Below are 17,956 nucleotides of genomic sequence, written 5' to 3'. Positions count from 1 at the left end.
CCCGGCCCGCCCGTTCAGCTACCATTTGCTAGGCCGCGTGAACAGTAAGTGCCTTTCGCTTAAACCAGACTGCTCTGCCGAGCATTTCGCGCCTGATGCAGCGCCAAGGCCGCTTACCTGGCTGACGACTGCTTACGCCGGCGCCCTTAGCCAAGCCAGATGCTTCGCCGCCGTTTCTGCCTGACGGGCCTTAAGGGTAGTGTCCATACACCTTCGTGGGTACCTTGTCCTTCCGACCGGAGGGAGGAATCGGGATTAGCCATTCAACTGGTTAACCCTGATTTCTCTCGCGTCGGAAGGACAGTTTAGTTTAAGGAGAAGCTGCTTGCCACCAAGCCCATTGGTGAAGCCGGAAAGCGCCGGCTACGCTCAGTAACTCAACTCAGCGCTGCCACTCTTTAGTCCTGCACGGGCTCCAGGGGCACGGCTGCCGGCGCTGGCTGCCGGGGCTTGCGGCTTACTAGAAACACGCCCGCGAAGATTAGCAGGGCCTGCAGGGCTTTGGACCAGGTAAGCGCGTCTTTGCCCAGGGCCACGGCAATGAGCACCGCCAGGGCGGGCTGCAAATAGATGTAAGCTCCTAATAACGAGGGCGAGGCATATTTCAGAGCCCAGTTGTTGAGCAGGTAGGCCAGAATAGTCAGGCAGATGACCATATAGGCAATAGCGGCCCAAATACTGGCCGGGAAGCTGGCGTAGTCGGGCTGCTGAATTTGCTGCCAGCCGGCGGGCACGGCCAGCACGGCGCCCACCAGAAAGATGCGCGCCAGCACCGTAAACGGGTGATACTTGCGCATCAGTGGCATTACCAGTACTAGGTAAATCCCGAAGGCGGTGGCATTAAGCAGAATATATACGTTGCCCAGCAGCCCGTCTTGCCCGCCCGCCGCTACCGGCCCCCGACTCAGGATGATGCTGGCCGCACCCGAGGCCGCCAGCCCTATGCCCAGCAGCCGGGGGAGCGTGAGCTTTTCGCCCAGCAGCACCGCCGAGGCCAGCACGGTTACTACGGGAGCAATGGTTTGAATCAGGGAAGCATTAATGGGCGAAGTCAGGTTCAGGCCCGAAAAAAACAGCAACTGGTTTAGCCCAATGCCCAACACCCCGCAGGCTACGGCCCGCAACTGATCCGGCCGGCCCTGAATCCGGTCGTGCGGGGCAACCAGCCGGCTGAGCACTCCGAAGAAAACCGTGGCGCCCACCACGCGCAGCAATACCAGGGCAAACGGCCCCATGTAGCGCGGCATCACATCCTTGGAAATACTGTAGTTGGCCGCGTAAATCAGAGCCACCACCAGCAGGGCCGCGTGTACTTTCAACGAGTTCTTCATGCAGCCACGAAGGTAGCAGCCTGCCACGCCCCCGCAGCACAAAACCGCTGAATGTCGTAGTTACCTTTGTTGCTGGCACCACGCCCCCGCCGGCCGCCGGCGCGCGGCTGGTTTACCGGCCGCTCCCCGCCCCGGGCTCCCTTCACCTGCGCTTCCTTTCCTATGGCCACTGGCTCCCTTTTCGACTCTGACCCCGCTCCTGAGCCTTCGGCCGCCTACGTGCCCCGTCCCGGCGCGCCGCTCGCGGAGCGCATGCGCCCGCGCACCCTGCACGACTACGCCGGCCAGCAGCACCTCATCGGCCCCGAGGGCGTGCTGCGCCGCTACCTCAACGCGGGCCGCCTGCCTTCCCTGATTTTGTGGGGCCCACCCGGGGTAGGCAAAACCACCCTGGCCCACTTGCTGGCCCAGGAGCTGGGGCTACCCTTTGCGGCCCTTTCGGCCATTAACGCCGGCGTGAAAGATGTGCGTGACGTAATTGAGCGGGCCCGCAAGCAGCGCGGCACGGTGCTGTTTATTGACGAGATTCACCGCTTCAGCAAGTCGCAGCAGGATGCCCTACTGGGGGCCGTGGAGCAGGGCGTAGTCACGCTTATTGGGGCCACTACCGAGAATCCGTCGTTTGAGGTTATCCCGGCCGTGCTGAGTCGGGCCCAGGTGTACGTGCTGGAGGCCCTGGGCAAAGACGTGCTGACCAGCCTGGTAGATAAAGCCCTGGCCGAAGACGAACTTCTAAAGCAGAAAAAGGTGCGCGTGCAGGACTACAACGCCCTGCTCACCATTTCCGGCGGCGACGCCCGCAAGCTGCTGAACCTGCTCGAAATTGTGGTAGAGGCCAGCCGCCCCGACCCGAAAACCGGCGAAATCGTCATCACCGACCAGGCCGTGCAGCAGCTGGCCCAGCAGCACCTGGCGCGCTACGACAAAGGCGGTGAAATGCACTACGACGTTATTTCGGCTTTTATCAAAAGCATCCGCGGCTCCGACCCCAACGCGGCGCTTTACTACCTGGCCGTGATGCTGGAAGGTGGCGAGGACGTGAAATTCATTGCCCGCCGCCTGCTCATTCTGGCCAGCGAAGACGTGGGCCTGGCCAACCCCAACGCCCTTATGCTGGCCCAGAGCTGCTTTCAAGCCGTGACGGTTATCGGCATGCCGGAGTCAGACATTATTCTGGGCCAGACGGTGGTGTACCTGGCCACCTCGCCCAAGAGCAACGCCAGCTACAAAGCCATCCGGGAGGCCCGGGCGCTGGTGCGCCAACAAGGCGTGCAGCCCGTGCCCATTGCCCTGCGCAACGCCCCCACCAAACTGATGGAAGAGCTGGGCTACGGCAGCAAATACCTGTATTCCCACGACTACGAAGGCAATTTCGCCTACCAGGAATTCCTGCCCGAGCAGCTCAGCGGCCGCGTGTTCTACCATCCCGGCCAAAACCCCGCCGAGGCCAAAGCCCAGGAGCGCCTACGGCACTTGTGGGGCGAAAAGTATGGGTATTAAAAGCACAACCAACAAAGAACAAAGTCACTTTAGTAGACTATGTTAACACAATTCAAACGATTACATTTTCTGTTGCGCCTACTACTGATCAGCTTCTTAGTGCTACTTATGCTGTTTACTCTACTGCTGAACATCGGTCCGGATATAGACACAGAAGAGGACATAGACGCTGCCATTAGCCAGATGGATTAGTGTATTTTTCTCTTACCCACATACCCTCACACCCCAATCCTCGCCCGTTCCCGCCCCAAAACCGCCCGTTGGTTGAATACCCGGCACCGGGGAGGAAAAGCCGATACTTTTGTTTCCAGACCGAACTGACTATTGATTTTCCTGACGATGAGACAATTTTTTAAGTACGTGCTGGCTACCCTCACCGGCCTCGTGCTGTTTGCCCTGGTAGGGGTAGTGCTGCTGGTGGCCCTGATTGCCGCCGCGGCTTCTTCCGACAAAGAAGTGACCGTGGCCAGTAACTCCGTGCTCGAGCTGAAGCTCGATAAGCCGATTGGCGAGCGGGAGTTTAACAACCCGCTGTCGGGCTTTACCGGCGGGCAGAGCAGCTCCATTGGCCTCGATGAGCTGAAAGCCGCCATCCGCCGGGCCAAGACCGACGAGGACATCAAGGGCATCTTCCTGAACCTGGAGTTGGTGCAGGGTGGCATGGCCTCCATGGAGGAAATCCGCAACGCCCTGCTCGACTTTAAGAAGTCCGGCAAGTTTGTGGTGTCGTACACCGATGCGCAGTCGGAGAAAAGCTACTACCTCGCCTCCGTGGCCGATAAAATCTACCTGAACCCCCAGGGCACGCTGGAGTTCAACGGCCTGAGCTCCGAGACGATGTACTACAAAAACCTGTTCGACAAGCTGGGCGTGCAGGCCCAGATTTTCCGCGTCGGCTCGTTTAAAAGCGCCGTGGAGCCGTATTTCCGCACCAGCATGTCGGATTCGGCCCGCCTGCAAACGTCCTCGTTCCTGAATTCCCTGAACAACTCCATGCTGGCTGAGGTAGCCGCCGCCCGCAAAATCGCGCCGGCCCGCCTCAAAGTTATCAGCGACTCCATGCTGGTGCACAACGCCGACGACGCCAAGCGCCTGAACCTGGTAACGGACCTGGGCTACTACGACCAAGCTACCGACTACATCAAGGGCAAGCTCGGGGTAGAGAAAGACGAGAAGCTCAGCCTGATTGAGCTGTCGGACTACGAAAAGGCTGACGACGAGGACGCGGAAGGCAGCACCAGCGGCAACCGTATTGCGGTGGTGTACGCCGAGGGCGACATTGTAACGGGCAAGGGCGGCAACGAAAGCATCGGCAGCACCCGCTTCGCCGAGGCCATCCGCAAAGCCCGCTTGGATAAGAAAGTGAAGGCCGTGGTGCTGCGCGTAAACTCGCCCGGCGGCTCCTCGCTGGCTTCTGATATCATTTACCGCGAGGTGATGCTGACCAAGAAAGTGAAGCCGGTTATTGCCAGCATGTCGGACGTAGCAGCTTCGGGCGGCTACTTCATTGCCATGGGCTGCGACACGATTGTGGCCCACCCGACCACCATTACGGGTTCCATTGGCGTCTTCGGCGTGCTACCCAACATCGAGCCCTTCCTGCGCGACAAGATTGGCGTCACCACGGACCGCGTCACTACGGGCAAGTTCTCCGACTTCCCCACCATCACCCGCGCCCTGACTCCGTTCGAGCAAAGCCAGTTCCAGGCCGAAATCAACCGCATCTACGCCGATTTCACCACCAAAGCTGCCCAGGGCCGCCGCATGCCGGTGGAGCGCCTGCGCCGCCTGGCCTCGGGCCGGGTATGGTCGGGCACGGAAGCCAAAGCCCGCGGCCTCGTGGATGTGCTCGGTTCCTTTGACGATGCCCTGCGCATTGCCGCCCGCCGCGCCAACCTCAAGGAGGGCGACTACCGCATCCAGAAACTGCCCCGCCAGAAGTCCTTTGCCGAAAACCTGTTCAGCTCCTTTAACGAGGAAGCCAAAATGCGCCTAGTGCGCGAGGAAATGGGCCCCATGTACCCCATGTACCAGCAGTACAAGAAGCTCTCGGAAATGAAGGGCGCTCAGATGCGGATGCCCTTCGAGGTGACGATGCAGTAATGCGGGGGTAAGGTAAAAACAGCCAGTAGGAACGTCATTCCGAGCGAAGCCGCAGGCGGAGTCGAGGAATCTCGCCAGAGGGTAATCTGATTAGTTTTGCAACGTCAGCCCGCGAGATTCCTCGACTCCGCCTGCGGCTTCGCTCGGAATGACGTTTTGTTTTTTCCAGCTCAATCAACTTCTACCTTATGCACCAACTTCACGAAGCTACCGCCTACCTCCGCCAAACCCTGCACGATTTCCAGCCCGAAGCGGGCATCATCCTCGGCACGGGGTTGGGGGCTTTGGTAAAAGATGTGGAGGTGCAGCACCGCTTCAGCTACGCCGATATTCCGCATTTTCCGGTTTCTACCGTGGAAAGTCACGCGGGCGAGCTGCTGGCGGGCACGCTGGCCGGCAAACGGGTGCTGGTGATGCGCGGCCGGTTTCATTACTACGAGGGCTACACCATGGAGCAAGTCGTGTTTCCGGTGCGCGTGATGAAGCTGCTCGGCATCCGGCGCCTGTTCGTGAGCAACGCCAGCGGTGGCCTTAACCCCGACTACGACTACTCCGACCTGATGCTGCTTTCTGACCACATCAACCTGCAGCCCACCAACCCGCTTATTGGCCGGAACCTCGACGAGCTGGGCCCGCGCTTCCCCGACATGCTGGAGCCCTACGACCCTAGCTTGTTGCAGCTGGCCCAGGAAGCGGCCGAGGAGTTGGGTTTAGGCCAGTACCTGCGCCGTGGGGTGTACGCCTCCTTGCCCGGTCCCATGCTGGAAACGCCGGCTGAGTACCGCTACCTGCGCACCATTGGGGCCGACGCCGTGGGCATGAGCACGGTACCCGAAGTTATTGCCGCCGTGCACATGGGCCTGCCCGTACTGGCCGTGTCCGTCATTACCGATTTGTGCGCGCCGGGCAAGCTCAAGAAGGTTGACATTGCCGACATCCTGCGCACGGCCGCCGTGGCCGAGCCCCGCCTTACGGCCCTGCTGCGCCGGGTGCTGGAAAAGCTGTAAGACAGCTGTACTACCTGTCTGCGCCGCCAACCAGGCGTAAAAAAGCCGCTGCACTTGTGCAGCGGCTTTTTTAGGTAGCAAACAGCGCCAGCAAGTACACTTGCCAGATGATTTCGCCGGAAGTACGGCTTTACTTGATAACGAGCTGCCGCCGCTGGTAGCTCAGCACCGTGAAAACGCCCACGCCGCCCTCTACCGTGCTTTTGATAGATGAGGGCTGGCCAAACGGGTTGCCGTTGGCATTCTGCGCGTCGTTGATGGACTGGCGGAACAGGTAGTACGGCCGGTCGAAGTGGTAGAGCGTGACCAGCAGCGTGTCGTTGGGGTCGAACCGGTAGCTGGTGCCCAGGGTAATCTGCTTGCCATCCGTGAGTCGGTCCTCTACGTCGTAGTCGATTTCCGGGTCTTCAGAAATACTGTCGCGGTGAATCTGCAGGCGGTAATAGTTGCCCACGCCCACGGGGTCCTGGAATTTAGTTAGAACGTAGGCTTCGCGCTGCCCGGGCGGGAGGCTGTTGAACTCGTACTGCACCGAATCAATGGGGATGCGGCGGGGCATGGTGGCCGTGCCCGTCACGCGGCGGCCTTTCGTATCCGTAACTTCCAGCCGGAACGTCTCGCCGGGGCGGGCCACGAGTTTTTGCAGGCCGGTATGGGTGAAGAACTTACCCGTTTCCGCGTTCTGCCCCGGCAGAAACCGCAGGGTTTCTACCCGGCCGTTCGCCAGGGTTAGCCGCACGGTTACATCGGTGGGTACTGCGGGGTCCGGGGCCGAGAGGTAGGGCACCGTTTCCGTCACGGTCAGGCGCGGTATCTGGCCGTCTTCGAGGTAGCATTCTACCACTAGCTGGGCCGGTAGTACCGGCAAATCCACGTCAATATTCTGCTCCAAGTTGCAGCTCGCCAGGCCACACAGCACCAGCAGCCCGGCCAGCTTGCGGGCCAACAAGCTTCGTTTTACGTTAGAAAGCATAAGAATCGGTTGCACGCGGGGGCTTAGAATTTGAAGTTGTAGGTCACGGCCGGAATTACGGGGAACAGGGAAACCTGCCGGGCGCGGTAGCTGGTAACCGGTCCGTCCTCGCCGCTGCGCACCTGGTCGAAGTACACGAAGTAAGGGTTGCGGCGGTTGTAGGCGTTGTAGGCGCTAAACGTCAGGTCCGACTCCAGGAACCAGCGGTTGGGCTTCAGTTTCCAAACCACGCCCAGATCGAGGCGGTGGTAGGGAGCCAGGCGGTACGAGTTGCGGTCGGGGTAAATGGGCACGGCCGCCAGGTCATCCCCGAACACATCCTGCACGGCAAAGCGGCCCGCGGGCAGGGTGGTGGCGTTGCCGGTGGTATACACGAACGAGCCCGTCAGGCTGAGGCGCTCCGTGAGCTGGTGCAGCCCCACCACCGTCAGGTTGTGGCGCCGGTCGTAGGTGGGGTAGAAGGGCTTGCCGTTGTTGATGCCGCTGGTGCCGCGCTGGGGCGGAAACTGCCGCTTGCTCCAGGCCAGGGTGTAGCCAATCCAGCCGGTGGTGCGGCCCTGCTTTTTCTCCAGGTACACCTCGTTGCCGTAAGCCCAACCCCGCCCGAACAGAAACTCGGCGTCCAGGTCAGGATTCACGAAGAGCTGGGCGCCGTCCTTGAAGTCGATCTGCCGCTGGGCCCACTTGTAGTATACTTCGTTGGTAATGAGGTAGCGCCCGTCGCCGAGCAGCCAGCTCACGCCCGCCGCCACCTGCTGGCTGCGCTGGGGCTGCACCGACTTGCGCGAAGGGTACCAGATATCCGTGGGCAGGGAGGCGCCGGTGTTGGTAACCAGGTGCACGTACTGGTACATCAGGGCGTAGCTGCCTTTCACCGACAGGTTGGGCGTGAGCGAGTAGCGCGCGGCTGCCCGCGGCTCCAGGCCGCCGTAGGCATCGGAGCCGGACTGGAAGCCGGACAGGCGCAGGCCGTACTCTAATTGCAGCTTCTCGGAAGGCTTGTAAATATCGGAGGCGTAGAGGGCCGCTTCGGTGCCATTGTAAGTGATGTCGGAGCCGAAGTTGACGCTGCCATCCTGGGAGCCGGCCTGCAGGCGGCCGGTGCCAAAGCGGTGCTGGGTGGCCGTAACCCCAAACCGCAGGGTGTGCCGGTTGTTGGGCGTGTAGTCAAGGTCAGAGCGCAGGGTCAGGTCCCGGATGTCGGAGGACAGGTTGAAGGCAAACTGGTCGAGCTTGTTGCTGATCTGGTACCGGTACTTGGTCAGCGAAGCCGAGGTGTTCAGAAACAAGCGCGGGTTGAACACGTGGTTCCAGCGCAGGGAGGCCACGGTATTGCCCCAGTTGAAGTCAAAGTTGAAGCCATTCTGGGAGTTAAACCCGAACTTGTCGTTGCCCAGGTAGCCGGTCAGAAACACCTCGTCCTTGTCGCCCAGCTTGTAGTTGGCCTTGGCGTTGAAGTCGTAGAAGTAGTAGTCGGGAATGGGGTTGTAGTCGGGGTCGTCTTCGTTGAGGCGGTTGATCTGCCGGGTAAACACGTCGAAGTACGTGCGGCGGCCCGAGATCAGAAAGGCGCCTTTGCCCTTTTGGAGGGGACCTTCCAGGGTAAGGCGGGAGGAAATCAGGCCCAGGCCGCCGCTGGCCGTAAACTTCTCGGGGTTGCCGGGGCGCAGCTTCACATCAACCACCGAAGAAAGCCTACCCCCGTACTGCGCCGGAAACCCACCCTTGTACAAATCCACCGATTGCACGGCATCGGGGTTGAACACGGAAAACAGCCCGAACAAGTGGCTGGGGTTGTACACCAGCGCGTCATCGAGCAGCACCAAGTTCTGGTCGGCGGAGCCGCCGCGCACGAACAGGCCCGAGGTGCCCTCCCCGCCGTTCTGCACGCCGGGCTTCAGCTGGAGCGTTTTAAGGATGTCAACTTCCCCGAACAAGGCAGGCAGCAGCTTGGCCTCGCGGGCCGTGAGGCGCTCCACGCTCATCTGGGTGGTTTGCAGCTTTTGCTCCAGCGTGCCCGAGCCTTCAATTACTACCTCGCCCAACTGGTTGCCCGCTTCCGGCAGCTGAAACGCCAGCCGCTGATTGCGGGTCAGGTTGATGTCCCGGCTTTGCGACTCGTACCCAATAAAGGAGGCAACTACCTGGTAACGGCCGGCGGGTAAACTCAGCGAATAGGTGCCGTCCTCGCCGGTAGTAGCGCCCAGCCCCAGGGCTGGCACCGATATGGTGGCGCCGGGTAAGGCCTCCGCGTTGTTGGCCGCGCGCACCAGGCCCGTGAGCGTGTAGCGCGCCTGGGCCCGCACCTGCGGGGGCAGGCACGCACTGAGACTAATCAGAAAACTTAAAACTGTAAGGCGTAATGCCATGTGAGGAAACTATAGATGAGCATCCAAAAGTACGGACACTCACCCAACGCCCACAGGGGGTCAGAAGTTTACGCTACTGCCGTTGCGCTAGCCGCCCTGCGTTACTCCCTGCACCACCTGCCCCAGCTGGGCCGCCGACACTACGCCCGCCTGCCGCCACACCGGCTGGCCTTTGTGGAAGAGAATCAGGGTAGGAATGCTTTGCACCCGAAACTGCTGGGCCACGGCCTGGTTGCGGTCCACGTCAATCTTGATGACTTTGACCTTGCCCTGGTGCTGTGCCGCTACCTGCTCCAGAATAGGGGCCATGGTTTTGCAGGGGCCGCACCAGTCGGCGTAAAAATCGACGAGCACCGGCATGCCGGGGCTGCTGATGAGTTCGGAAAAAGACTTTTTAGGCATGAGTACACATGGGAATGGCTAGGCTGGCCCCGCGCCAGCCCCTGGGCTTGTACGCGCAAACGGGCCGGAGGTAGCCGCCTGCGGGGCCAACAAAAAAAGCCCGGCGCTGCAACGCCGGGCTTTCTCTTGTAGTGAGTGGGTGAAAAGGAGGAAATCAGTTCTTGCCTAGCAAGGTAACATCATTTGCGACTTCAGAAAAACTGAAGCGCCCTCCCACCACTTTTTTTCCGGCTACCTGGCATTCCCAGGTGTAGCGGCCGGGCTTGGCGCGGGCCGCTTCCCCGGTCTCCGTTTTAAAGTAGTCGGCCTCCGAAGCTTCCGACGGAAAAATAACATCAATGCCATTTTGGCCCTTGGCAATTTGCTTGGCCAGAACGTACTCTTTGCCCGTTTCCTGGTTGATGACCACAAACTTAGCGGTGTAGGCTCCCAGCTGGCCGAACTTGTCCATCACGCCCAGCTTCACGTAAGCGTCGGTGGAAACCAGCCAGGTTTGCGCCTTGGAGGTAGTGGGGGCAAAGACAACCAGTGCCAGTAGCAACCCTGCTACCCGCAACACACGAGACAAAGAAAAAGCAGGAGTAGAAACGCGCATAGAAAAGCAGTGAAGAAGTGAAAAAATAATAAGTCTCTGAAAAAAGAAGAGTGAATCAAGCTGGTGAGCTGCGCCAATGAAACGCATACAGCTGAGGTGCAACCAAATATAGTTCTTATTTGAAAACGCCAACAAAATTTTGGCCTTTATTTTATCATGAAAGCAAGATGGGACCAAAACGCGTAGGCGGGTGTTCTGGAGTGGAGTAGAGCCAAAAAACTACGACATGCCCCGAAGAAAGCCGGAACGGACGCCCCCGGAGGCGTTAGCCAACGAAACCCGCTGTGGCTTGTGCCAGCGGGAAGTACAGCATACCTCCCGCCACCATTTGGTACCCCGCGAAGAAGGCGGCCGCCACGGGCCAACCGTTGAGTTGTGCCAGCCCTGCCACAGCACGGTGCATCTGCTGCTCACCAACCGCGACCTGGCCCGGCGCTACAACACCGTGGAAAGCCTGCGCAGCGCCGAGGAGTTGCAGAAGTACCTGTACTGGGTGCGGCGCAGCCGGGTAGAGCGCATCAGCAACCGGCGGGCTCGGCGGTAGAAGCCGGTGGCAGGCGTATCGGTCAATACCTTTGCCTGACCACCCTCCATTTCTCGACGCATGACTTCCAAGCACTTCGTTCCCTTTCGGCAACTTCGCCAGCAGCCTACCATTGTGGTGGATAGTACCGGACTGGGGGCCGTGCTTACGCTGGCACACTGGCGCGGAGCCGCTACCCCCGTGCCCCTGCGCGACGATACCAGCGCCGGCTCGGTGCTGCGCGCGTTGCACCAGCCCGCCACGCCTGGCCTGGAAGCGGCGGCCGTTACGGCCAACCATTTCGATGTGGATGGTTTTGTGGGCGTGTGGGCGCTGCTGAACCCGGCGCTGGCCCTGCGCCACGAGCCGCTGCTGCGCATGGTAGCTACCCTGGGCGACTTTCGGGAAATCAACTGGGCCGACCCGCTGGCTGACCACGCCCTGCAGTTGGTGTGCTGGCTGAATGCGGAGGAAAAAGCGCGTTTCTACGAGCCCTTCGGGGCGCCGATCCGGCGCCGCCGGGAGGACGAAGCCTCCGCCGAGAAGTTTGAATGGTTTCTGCCGCGCTTTGCGGCCGTGCTGGAAAACCCAGCCCTGGGCCAGGCAGCCTGGCAGCCAGAATATAGCCGGGTAAAGCAGGCCGCCGCCGTCATGCAGAGCCCGGCCACCGTCATGCGGCCCTACCCTGAGCTTGGGCTGGTGGTCGTTCGGACGCCGGAGCCCGTGCCCTACTACGCCCTGTTTAGCCCTACCGCCGGCCTGGACATGGTGTTGAGCCTGTACGATGGGCAGCGCTACGAATTCGAGTACAAGTACACCACCTGGATTGACCTGGAAAGCCGGCCCACGCGGCCGCGCCTGCCGCTGGATGCGCTGGCTACCCGCCTGAACGAGTTAGAGCCCGGAGCGCGCCGTTGGACCTTCGACGGCATCACTGACACCGGCCCGCTGCTGCGCCTGAGCGGCCAAGACCTCACCAAAGCCCAGCGCTACGCCGACCCCGACCAACGGCCCATCTATTCATCTGCCATTCCGCCCGCGCAACTGGAGGAAGAAGTGGTAGCGTTTTTCCGCCGCCGCTACGCGGGCATGGAGCCCCGGCGCTACTGGAGCTGGGCTGACATTCGGGCGGTAGGCGAGCGGTAGTGGAAAGGCCGTGTCATGCCGAGCCCAAGCGAGGAATCTAGGTTACCTCAACGATTAACTCAGATTCCTCACTCTGCCCGGCATGACACGGTTCTATCAATAACACCTATACCTCCTGCCCAAACCCCAGCACTTGCAGGGAGCTAACGCCGCCGGCCCCTTTGCGCACGCTGATTTGGGTAGTTACGCGCTCCTTCAGGGCCTCCACGTGGGAGATGATGCCGATGGTTTTGCCCGTGCCCTGCAGCATTTCCAGGGCCGAAAGGGCCACGTCCAGCGTGTCCGGGTCGAGGGTGCCGAAGCCTTCATCGATGAAGAGCGTGTCAATCTGGGTGCGGCGGCCGGCCAGCTCCGAGAGGCCCAGGGCCAGGGCCAGACTCACCAGGAAGCTTTCCCCACCCGACAAGGAGTTCATGGAACGCACCGACCCGGCCTGGTACTCATCCTGAATCAGCAGGTCGAGGTGCTGTTCGGGGTTGCGCAGGATACGGTACCGGTCGGTGAAGCGGTGCAGGTGGCGGTTGGCCAAGTCCACGAGGCGGGCCAGGGTAAGGCCCTGAGCAAACTCGCTGAACTTCTTGCCATCGGCCGAGCCGATTAGCTCCGCCAACTGCCGCCAGCGCTGGGCTTCCTGCTGCTGCTTTTCCAGTTGCGCGGCCAGGGTAGCGTGGCGCTCCTGGCCGGCGCGGTGGTTGCTTAGGCGCTCCTGCCGCTGCCCCAGCTGTTGGTTCAGGGAGGCTAGCTGCTGGGTGTTGGTGGTTAGCTGCTGGTCAATGCTTTCCAGCGGCTCAGTAGTCAGCCGGCGGGCTTCTTCCTGCGCTAGCTGCTGCGTGGTTTCCTGCAGGGTTTGGGCAATCAGGGCTAGGTCTTGCTCGTGGCGGCGCAGCTGGTTTTGCAGGGTGTGCAGCTCGGTGTCGGGCAGCAGCAGGGCGGGTAGGGCCGCTGGGTCGGGGGCCAAGCCCGCGGTAGTGAGGGCGGCGGTGAGGGTAGCGTGGCGCTGCGCGCGGGTGTGCGCTTGCTGCTCAGCATCCTGCTCGTGCTGCTGCAGGCGGGCGGTGGCCACCGTGAAAGCGGTGTCGTGCTGCTGAAACTGCTGCTCGGCTTGCTGGCGGCGCTGGTCGGCGGTGCGCAGGGCTTCTTCCAGCTGCTGCCGAGCCTGGGCTACGTTGGCTTCGGGCAGCAGCTCCTGGCGCCGCAGCTGCTGCTGCTGCACAGCGGTGTGGGCCGTGTGCAGCTCTGTCTTGCGCTGATTAAGCCACTGCTGCAGCTCGTCGCGGCGCTGCTGGGCGGCTTTGGTGCGCTCCTGGTTTACTTCCAGCTCCCGCTCCAGCTTTTCAACTTCCTGCAGCTTCTGGCGGTAGGCAGCCCCGGCCTGCTCCAGGCGGCGCACCAGCTCCGGCCCGTTTTCGCCCGAAAACTCCAGCCCAAACGACTGGAGCAGGCTACTGATGATTTCCCGGATTTTGGGGGCTTGCTCCTGGGCATCCTGGAGGCGCAACTCCAACTCCTTCAGCTCCGCTTGCAACTGCTGCTGCTGCTGGCGGGCGTTGCGCTGGTCGGCTTCGGCCTGGGTTTGGGCCAGGCGGGCTTGCTGCTGCTGCTGCTCCAGGGTGCGCAGCTCCTGCACCAGCCCGCGCACGATGCCCGGCACGGTCGTTTCCTCTTCCTCCGTCAGCCAGCGCAACACCGCATCGGCCGGGGCGGTCGGCAGCGTATCCGTGTCCAGCAGCCCGCTAATGCTCACCAGCCGATTGATGCGGCCTTTCAGGGCTACCGTTTGCTGGGTGAGGGCCTGTTCCCGCTCCCGGTCCCGCAGCAGGGAATCTTCGCTTACGCCCAGCACGCCGGCCGCGTAGGGGTGCTCCAGGGCGCCGCACAGGGGGCAGGGCTCCCCGGCGTGCAGGTGCTGGCGGGCATCTTCGTGGGTGAGAATCAGCTGGTGGGCGTGCATGAGGCGGCGCAGGTCCTGCAGACCTTTTTCCAGCGTTTCCTCCTCGCGGTGCAGGCGCGCTACGTGGTGGCTGAGCTGGTGGCGCCAGTCGAGGCGGGCGGCGGTGGCGGCGGTTTGCTGCCGGGTGGCAGTGGCTAGCTGGGTATGAGCCTCCCGGAGCAGCTCGGCGCTGGTTTGCTCGGTGGCCGTGGCCGCGGCCAGCTGCTGCTGCCGGAGCATAGAGGTGCGGCTCAGCTCAGTTAGCTCCGACTGCACATACTGCCAATCCTGGAGGTAGCCGCTCAGGGGCGGCAGCGCCTCGGCCACGGTGCTGAGCACGGTGCGCGGCAACAGCCACTCCCGTAGCTCGCGTACCTGCTGGCGCTGCTGCTTGCTTTGGCCGTCGGCGTGCACGGCTTCCTGGTGCTGCTGCTTCCAGAGCTGGTTTTGCTCCTGGTACTCCTGCTTGCCCTGGTCGAGGCGCTGCTGCTTTTCCCGAATCTGATGGTCGAGCAGCTCGGCTTCCCGGAGCTTGGGTTCCTGCAGTTCCCGGGCGGCGCTGGCTTGCTCGTGGGCCTGGCGGGCGCTGGTGCGGGCCGTTTCGGCGGTAGCACGCCGTTCCTGCAGCTGGGGCAGCTGGCTTTGCAGCCGCTCTACTTCCCGGCCCAGGCGGCTTAGGTGCTCATCGGCCTGGCGGAGCAGGGCGTAATCGGTGGCGAAGGGAGCGGCCTGCTGGTGCAGGGCCAGGCGCTGACGCAGCGGCGTGAGGGTTTCGGCCTGGGCCGTGAGTTGGTGCTGGCGCTGCTGGGTAGTGTGCAGCTTCTGGCGCAGCTCGTGCAGGCGCACGTGCCACTGCCGGGCCTCGCGCAGCTGCTCCTGGGCGGCGGTGGCGGCGGCTAGCTGCGTGGTGAGCTGCTGCGCTTCTTCCTCCAGAAACGCTACCTCCTCCGGGGAAAGCAACACCACGCCCGCCAGGCCGGCCCGCAGCTGCTCCACTTTCTGGTTTTCCTGCTTGGCCTGCTCGAAGGCGGCCCGCGAGATGTCGGAATACTTGCGGGTGTCGGTAATCTTTTCCAGCAGCTGGGCCCGCTCGCCGGCCGGGGCTTTCAGGAACCGGGTAAAGTCGCCCTGGGCCAGGAGCACGGAGCGCAGAAACTGCTTGTACTCCAGGCCGCTCAGGTCGGCAATGCGGCCCGGTACCCGCGACTTGTAGGTTTCCAGGAAGGGCCAGGTTTCTTCGCCGCCTTCGGCTACTTTTCGCTCGCTCAGCTCCATGCGCGGGTCCTGCAAAGGCCCTTCGGGGCGCTTGCGGGCCCGGTGCTGGCCCCACTTCGAGCGGTACTGCTGGCCGTTTACCTCAAACTCAACTTCGGCCCAACTTTCGCCGGTGCCGTGGCTCATGACGTGCTCGGGGCCGCTGGTTTCGTGGCGCGGAACCTGGCCGTAGAGGGCCAGCGTAATGGCATCGAGAATGGTGGTTTTGCCCGCGCCGGTGGGGCCGGTAATGGCAAACAGGCCCGCATCCGAAAGCGGCGTTTGGCTGAAATCAACGGTGTGCTCCCCGCGCAGGGAGTTCAGATTGTAAAAGCGGACGCGGAGAATTTTCATGCGGGCAGAACGTCGCCGGAGCGAATAGGGGAGGAGCCTCCGGGCGACTACAACCGTCGGGGGCAACTACAAAGTTAACCCTCCCGGCCCGCAATACATTCCGCCCTGTTCTGCTCGGTAGGCGTCCCCCAGGGTAGCCATCTACGTTCGGTCTTACACCGGCTGGCCAAAGTTGGGCGAGCCGTCTTCGTGCCAAGTAAACGGCTGGGCCCGAATCTGCCGGGCCCAGCCGGCCTGGCTGCGGCGGGCGGCGTGGTAAATAATGTGGTCCTGCCCCTCAATCTGCACAAACGACGCGTGGCCGGGCCCAAAAATGGTGTCCGTCTTGGCGAAAACCGGCCGGGGCTCCTTGCGCCAGGAGGTAGGGGCTAGCGCATCGCCACCCAGGTAGGTCAGCTGGCCCAGGCAGTAGTCGTCGGTCCAGCTGCCACTGGCGGAATAGATGATAAAGATGCGGCTGCCGTGCACCAATGCCTGCGGCCCCTCATTCACGTAGGGATAACCCTGCTTTTCCCAAGGGTATTCGGGCCGCGAAATACATACCCTATCCGAGGCAATGGTATAGGGGTTGCTCATGCGGGCAATGTAGAGGTTCTGGCTGGTGTTGGTGAAGTCTTCCCACCCCGACCAGATGAAGTATAGCTGTCCATCGGGCATGGGTAGCACCGAGCCATCAATGGCCCACCGGTCCGTTGGGATTTCCAGCTTGCCCTTGAACTCGTAGTTGCCCTGAGCATCGGGGGTAGTGGCTTGCAAGGTATAGAGGCGTTCCTCGCCATTACGGGCGTTATAGAGGGCAAAATAGATGTACCAAGTGCCCTCAAGGAGCTGTAGCTCCGGCGCCCATATTTCCACGAACTCAGGGGTAGTGCCCTAGCTGCTGGGCCACACCTGCACCAGCTCGGCGGTTGCCATTTCCGGGAGGCTGGAAAACCGGGCCACCAGTATTTTCTGCTTTAGCCTATCTACGGTGCAGTAGTAGAGCTGGCCTTCGTGGGCAACAACCCAGGGGTCTTCGCCATCGGGCACCAGCACGTGGGTTTGGTCGCCGCTGGGGGGTAGGGCGCGGGCCCGGCGGGTTAGCTCATTGATTTCGGCTACGGTCATGGGCGCTAGGTGCGCCTCCTGGTACGTATGGTCGTCTGGAGTGTGCATGCGGATGGTGAAGCGTAATGTATCAGCACAGAACGTCCTGCTGAGCGCAGTCGAAGCATCTCTACTGCTTCGTTGCTATTCTAGGCTTGTAGTTAGCCAGCGGTACAGATGCTTCGACAAGCTCAGCAGGACAAACGCCGGGAGTTTTGTTCTACCAGCTTGTTCTTCTATCCGGTACCAATTCCGCTACGCCTCGCCCATCATCAGCCCCTCAATGGTGTGGGCCTGTACAATGGGCTCCAGCTGATCTACCAGGCGGCAGGTTAGGTGTTGTTTCAGGCTCTCGGGCAAGGTAGCGTAGTAGGCGCGGGTGATTTGCAGATCGTGGCGCTCGGCGTTGGTGGCAGTAGGAGCATCGACGCCCAGCACCAGGGCGGGCCGAGACTTATCGGAATGATTGGCCGTGCCGCGGTGAATGGTAAGGGCCGAGCGGGCCGAGATGTCGCCCATCTGGGGCATTTTGCGCTGGGCGCGGGCCTCGTAGCGGGGGCTGTTGCTCTTGGGCGGAAACATGCCGTGGTCGAATCCCTCCGGTAAGTCCCACTGGGTGCCGGGCGCCACCTCAAAGGGGCCCATGTCTTCGGTTACATCAACGGTAGTGAGGTTGAAGGCCAGGGAGTTGAGGCGGCGGCCGATGAGGGTGTCGTTGGGGGCCGGAAAGTCGCGGTGCCAGGGCTGGTTCATGGCACCGGGATTGGGCACGTCAAACCCAATTTCCACGATTTTATACTCCGGCCCCAGCACTGCTTGGCACACCGCCACTACCCACGGATGCGTGGCCAACTCCACGAAACCGCGAATATCTTCGGGGTGAATCTCGACGTAGTGGCGCTTGGGGCCGCGCCCCAGGGCCCCGCCGGGGCGCTGCAGGGCCTCGGCGTACAGGCGCGTGACGTCCTCGTGCAGCTGCTGGGCCCACTGGCGGCTAAAAGCCCCTTTCAGACCGATAATTCCGTCGCCGTACAGGCCGCCCATAAGCTGGGCTACCTCATAGGCCGGCGAAGTACGGGTGGTTGGCTCTGCTGTTTCCATGCTAGTTCCAGGGTTAAAGTCCGAATACACGTAGCCTGCCGATACCCAGTGCGCAAGCAACCGGGGGGCTAGCGCAGGCATCAGCTTTCAAACGGATTTTAGCACGGGGAGGTGGCAACGGAGGAGTTATTGAAGTAGCTCTACGCCAGTGTGTAAGCATAGATGTACTGGTATATTCGAAAGCCAGACTCGCCCCGACTGCTCCTGTTTCTGGCCTGCCATGCAACGCCGCCGATTGATCCAGACGTACCTGGCTGCCCTCAAAACCGAGCCCGCGGAGCA

14 protein-coding genes are annotated in these 17,956 nt (G+C 61.9%); 5 read left to right on the top strand and 9 right to left on the bottom strand.

Annotated features, from left to right (window positions below):
• Positions 1 to 398: 398 nt before the first annotated feature.
• Positions 399 to 1,331, bottom strand: coding sequence for a DMT family transporter (locus tag IEW18_RS05260; RefSeq protein WP_188556768.1), 933 nt, complete (start codon positions 1,329 to 1,331; stop codon positions 399 to 401).
• A 252-nt stretch (positions 1,332 to 1,583) separates the two neighbouring features.
• Here IEW18_RS05260 and IEW18_RS05255 point away from each other — a divergent pair, with 252 nt between their 5' ends.
• The 3 genes from IEW18_RS05255 (at position 1,584) to IEW18_RS05245 (ending at position 5,941) form a co-directional block, all read left to right on the top strand.
• Positions 1,584 to 2,831, top strand: coding sequence for a replication-associated recombination protein A (locus tag IEW18_RS05255; RefSeq protein WP_229728615.1), 1,248 nt, complete (start codon positions 1,584 to 1,586; stop codon positions 2,829 to 2,831).
• Positions 2,832 to 3,170: 339 nt separating this feature from the next.
• Entirely contained in the window at positions 3,171 to 4,934 is a 1,764-nt protein-coding gene (gene sppA, locus IEW18_RS05250) for a signal peptide peptidase SppA (protein ID WP_188556766.1), read from the top strand.
• Positions 4,935 to 5,122: 188 nt separating this feature from the next.
• The gene (locus IEW18_RS05245; protein WP_188556765.1) at positions 5,123 to 5,941 is read left to right on the top strand and encodes a purine-nucleoside phosphorylase; all 819 of its coding nucleotides are present in this window, start codon (positions 5,123 to 5,125) and stop codon (positions 5,939 to 5,941) included.
• 130 nt (positions 5,942 to 6,071) lie between these two features.
• Here IEW18_RS05245 and IEW18_RS05240 read toward each other — a convergent pair whose 3' ends face one another.
• The 4 genes from IEW18_RS05240 to IEW18_RS05225 all read right to left on the bottom strand — a co-directional run bounded on the left by IEW18_RS05240 (position 6,072) and on the right by IEW18_RS05225 (position 10,280).
• A complete protein-coding gene (locus IEW18_RS05240) occupies positions 6,072 to 6,914 on the bottom strand; it encodes a DUF4249 domain-containing protein (protein WP_188556764.1) in 843 nt (280 codons plus the stop codon).
• Between the two features lie 23 nt (positions 6,915 to 6,937).
• Positions 6,938 to 9,283, bottom strand: coding sequence for a TonB-dependent receptor (locus IEW18_RS05235; RefSeq protein WP_188556763.1), 2,346 nt, complete (start codon positions 9,281 to 9,283; stop codon positions 6,938 to 6,940).
• Between the two features lie 87 nt (positions 9,284 to 9,370).
• Complete coding sequence (gene trxA, locus IEW18_RS05230) at positions 9,371 to 9,685, bottom strand: thioredoxin (protein WP_188556762.1); 315 nt, start codon at positions 9,683 to 9,685, stop codon at positions 9,371 to 9,373.
• Positions 9,686 to 9,839: 154 nt separating this feature from the next.
• Entirely contained in the window at positions 9,840 to 10,280 is a 441-nt protein-coding gene (locus tag IEW18_RS05225) for a hypothetical protein (protein WP_188556761.1), read from the bottom strand.
• A gap of 226 nt (positions 10,281 to 10,506) precedes the next feature.
• On the opposite strand from IEW18_RS05225, the gene IEW18_RS05220 reads away from it, so the two are divergent.
• Together IEW18_RS05220 and IEW18_RS05215 are read left to right on the top strand one after the other, a co-directional pair.
• Entirely contained in the window at positions 10,507 to 10,824 is a 318-nt protein-coding gene (locus IEW18_RS05220; protein ID WP_188556760.1) for an HNH endonuclease, read from the top strand.
• Positions 10,825 to 10,884: 60 nt separating this feature from the next.
• Entirely contained in the window at positions 10,885 to 11,949 is a 1,065-nt protein-coding gene (locus IEW18_RS05215) for a DUF6687 family protein (protein WP_188556759.1), read from the top strand.
• Positions 11,950 to 12,055: 106 nt separating this feature from the next.
• Here IEW18_RS05215 and IEW18_RS05210 read toward each other — a convergent pair whose 3' ends face one another.
• From IEW18_RS05210 to IEW18_RS05195, 4 genes are all read right to left on the bottom strand, one after another.
• On the bottom strand, positions 12,056 to 15,487 hold the full coding sequence (locus IEW18_RS05210; protein WP_188556758.1) for an AAA family ATPase: 3,432 nt from the start codon (positions 15,485 to 15,487) through the stop codon (positions 12,056 to 12,058).
• Between the two features lie 153 nt (positions 15,488 to 15,640).
• Positions 15,641 to 16,342 (bottom strand): glycoside hydrolase family 43 protein, encoded by a 702-nt coding sequence (locus tag IEW18_RS05205; protein ID WP_188556757.1) that lies wholly within the window; start codon positions 16,340 to 16,342, stop codon positions 15,641 to 15,643.
• Positions 16,343 to 16,360: 18 nt separating this feature from the next.
• Entirely contained in the window at positions 16,361 to 16,642 is a 282-nt protein-coding gene (locus tag IEW18_RS05200) for a hypothetical protein (protein ID WP_188556756.1), read from the bottom strand.
• A 186-nt stretch (positions 16,643 to 16,828) separates the two neighbouring features.
• Entirely contained in the window at positions 16,829 to 17,674 is an 846-nt protein-coding gene (locus IEW18_RS05195; RefSeq protein ID WP_188556755.1) for a phytanoyl-CoA dioxygenase family protein, read from the bottom strand.
• Positions 17,675 to 17,956: the final 282 nt, after the last annotated feature.

The sequence above is a fragment of the Hymenobacter glacieicola genome (assembly GCF_014640315.1).
Classification (GTDB): domain Bacteria; phylum Bacteroidota; class Bacteroidia; order Cytophagales; family Hymenobacteraceae; genus Hymenobacter; species Hymenobacter glacieicola.
This window is presented reverse-complemented; position numbering and strand designations above follow the sequence as displayed.

Coding starts and splice junctions, on each gene's coding strand:
- IEW18_RS05235 (WP_188556763.1), bottom strand. CDS start 9,283: ATGGCATTACGCCTTACAGTTTTAAGTTTTCTGATTAGTCTCAGTGCG.
- IEW18_RS05255 (WP_229728615.1), top strand. CDS start 1,584: ATGCGCCCGCGCACCCTGCACGACTACGCCGGCCAGCAGCACCTCATC.
- IEW18_RS05200 (WP_188556756.1), bottom strand. CDS start 16,642: ATGCACACTCCAGACGACCATACGTACCAGGAGGCGCACCTAGCGCCC.
- IEW18_RS05240 (WP_188556764.1), bottom strand. CDS start 6,914: ATGCTTTCTAACGTAAAACGAAGCTTGTTGGCCCGCAAGCTGGCCGGG.
- IEW18_RS05215 (WP_188556759.1), top strand. CDS start 10,885: ATGACTTCCAAGCACTTCGTTCCCTTTCGGCAACTTCGCCAGCAGCCT.
- IEW18_RS05245 (WP_188556765.1), top strand. CDS start 5,123: ATGCACCAACTTCACGAAGCTACCGCCTACCTCCGCCAAACCCTGCAC.
- IEW18_RS05210 (WP_188556758.1), bottom strand. CDS start 15,487: ATGAAAATTCTCCGCGTCCGCTTTTACAATCTGAACTCCCTGCGCGGG.
- IEW18_RS05195 (WP_188556755.1), bottom strand. CDS start 17,674: ATGGAAACAGCAGAGCCAACCACCCGTACTTCGCCGGCCTATGAGGTA.
- trxA (WP_188556762.1), bottom strand. CDS start 9,685: ATGCCTAAAAAGTCTTTTTCCGAACTCATCAGCAGCCCCGGCATGCCG.
- IEW18_RS05225 (WP_188556761.1), bottom strand. CDS start 10,280: ATGCGCGTTTCTACTCCTGCTTTTTCTTTGTCTCGTGTGTTGCGGGTA.
- IEW18_RS05220 (WP_188556760.1), top strand. CDS start 10,507: ATGCCCCGAAGAAAGCCGGAACGGACGCCCCCGGAGGCGTTAGCCAAC.
- sppA (WP_188556766.1), top strand. CDS start 3,171: ATGAGACAATTTTTTAAGTACGTGCTGGCTACCCTCACCGGCCTCGTG.
- IEW18_RS05260 (WP_188556768.1), bottom strand. CDS start 1,331: ATGAAGAACTCGTTGAAAGTACACGCGGCCCTGCTGGTGGTGGCTCTG.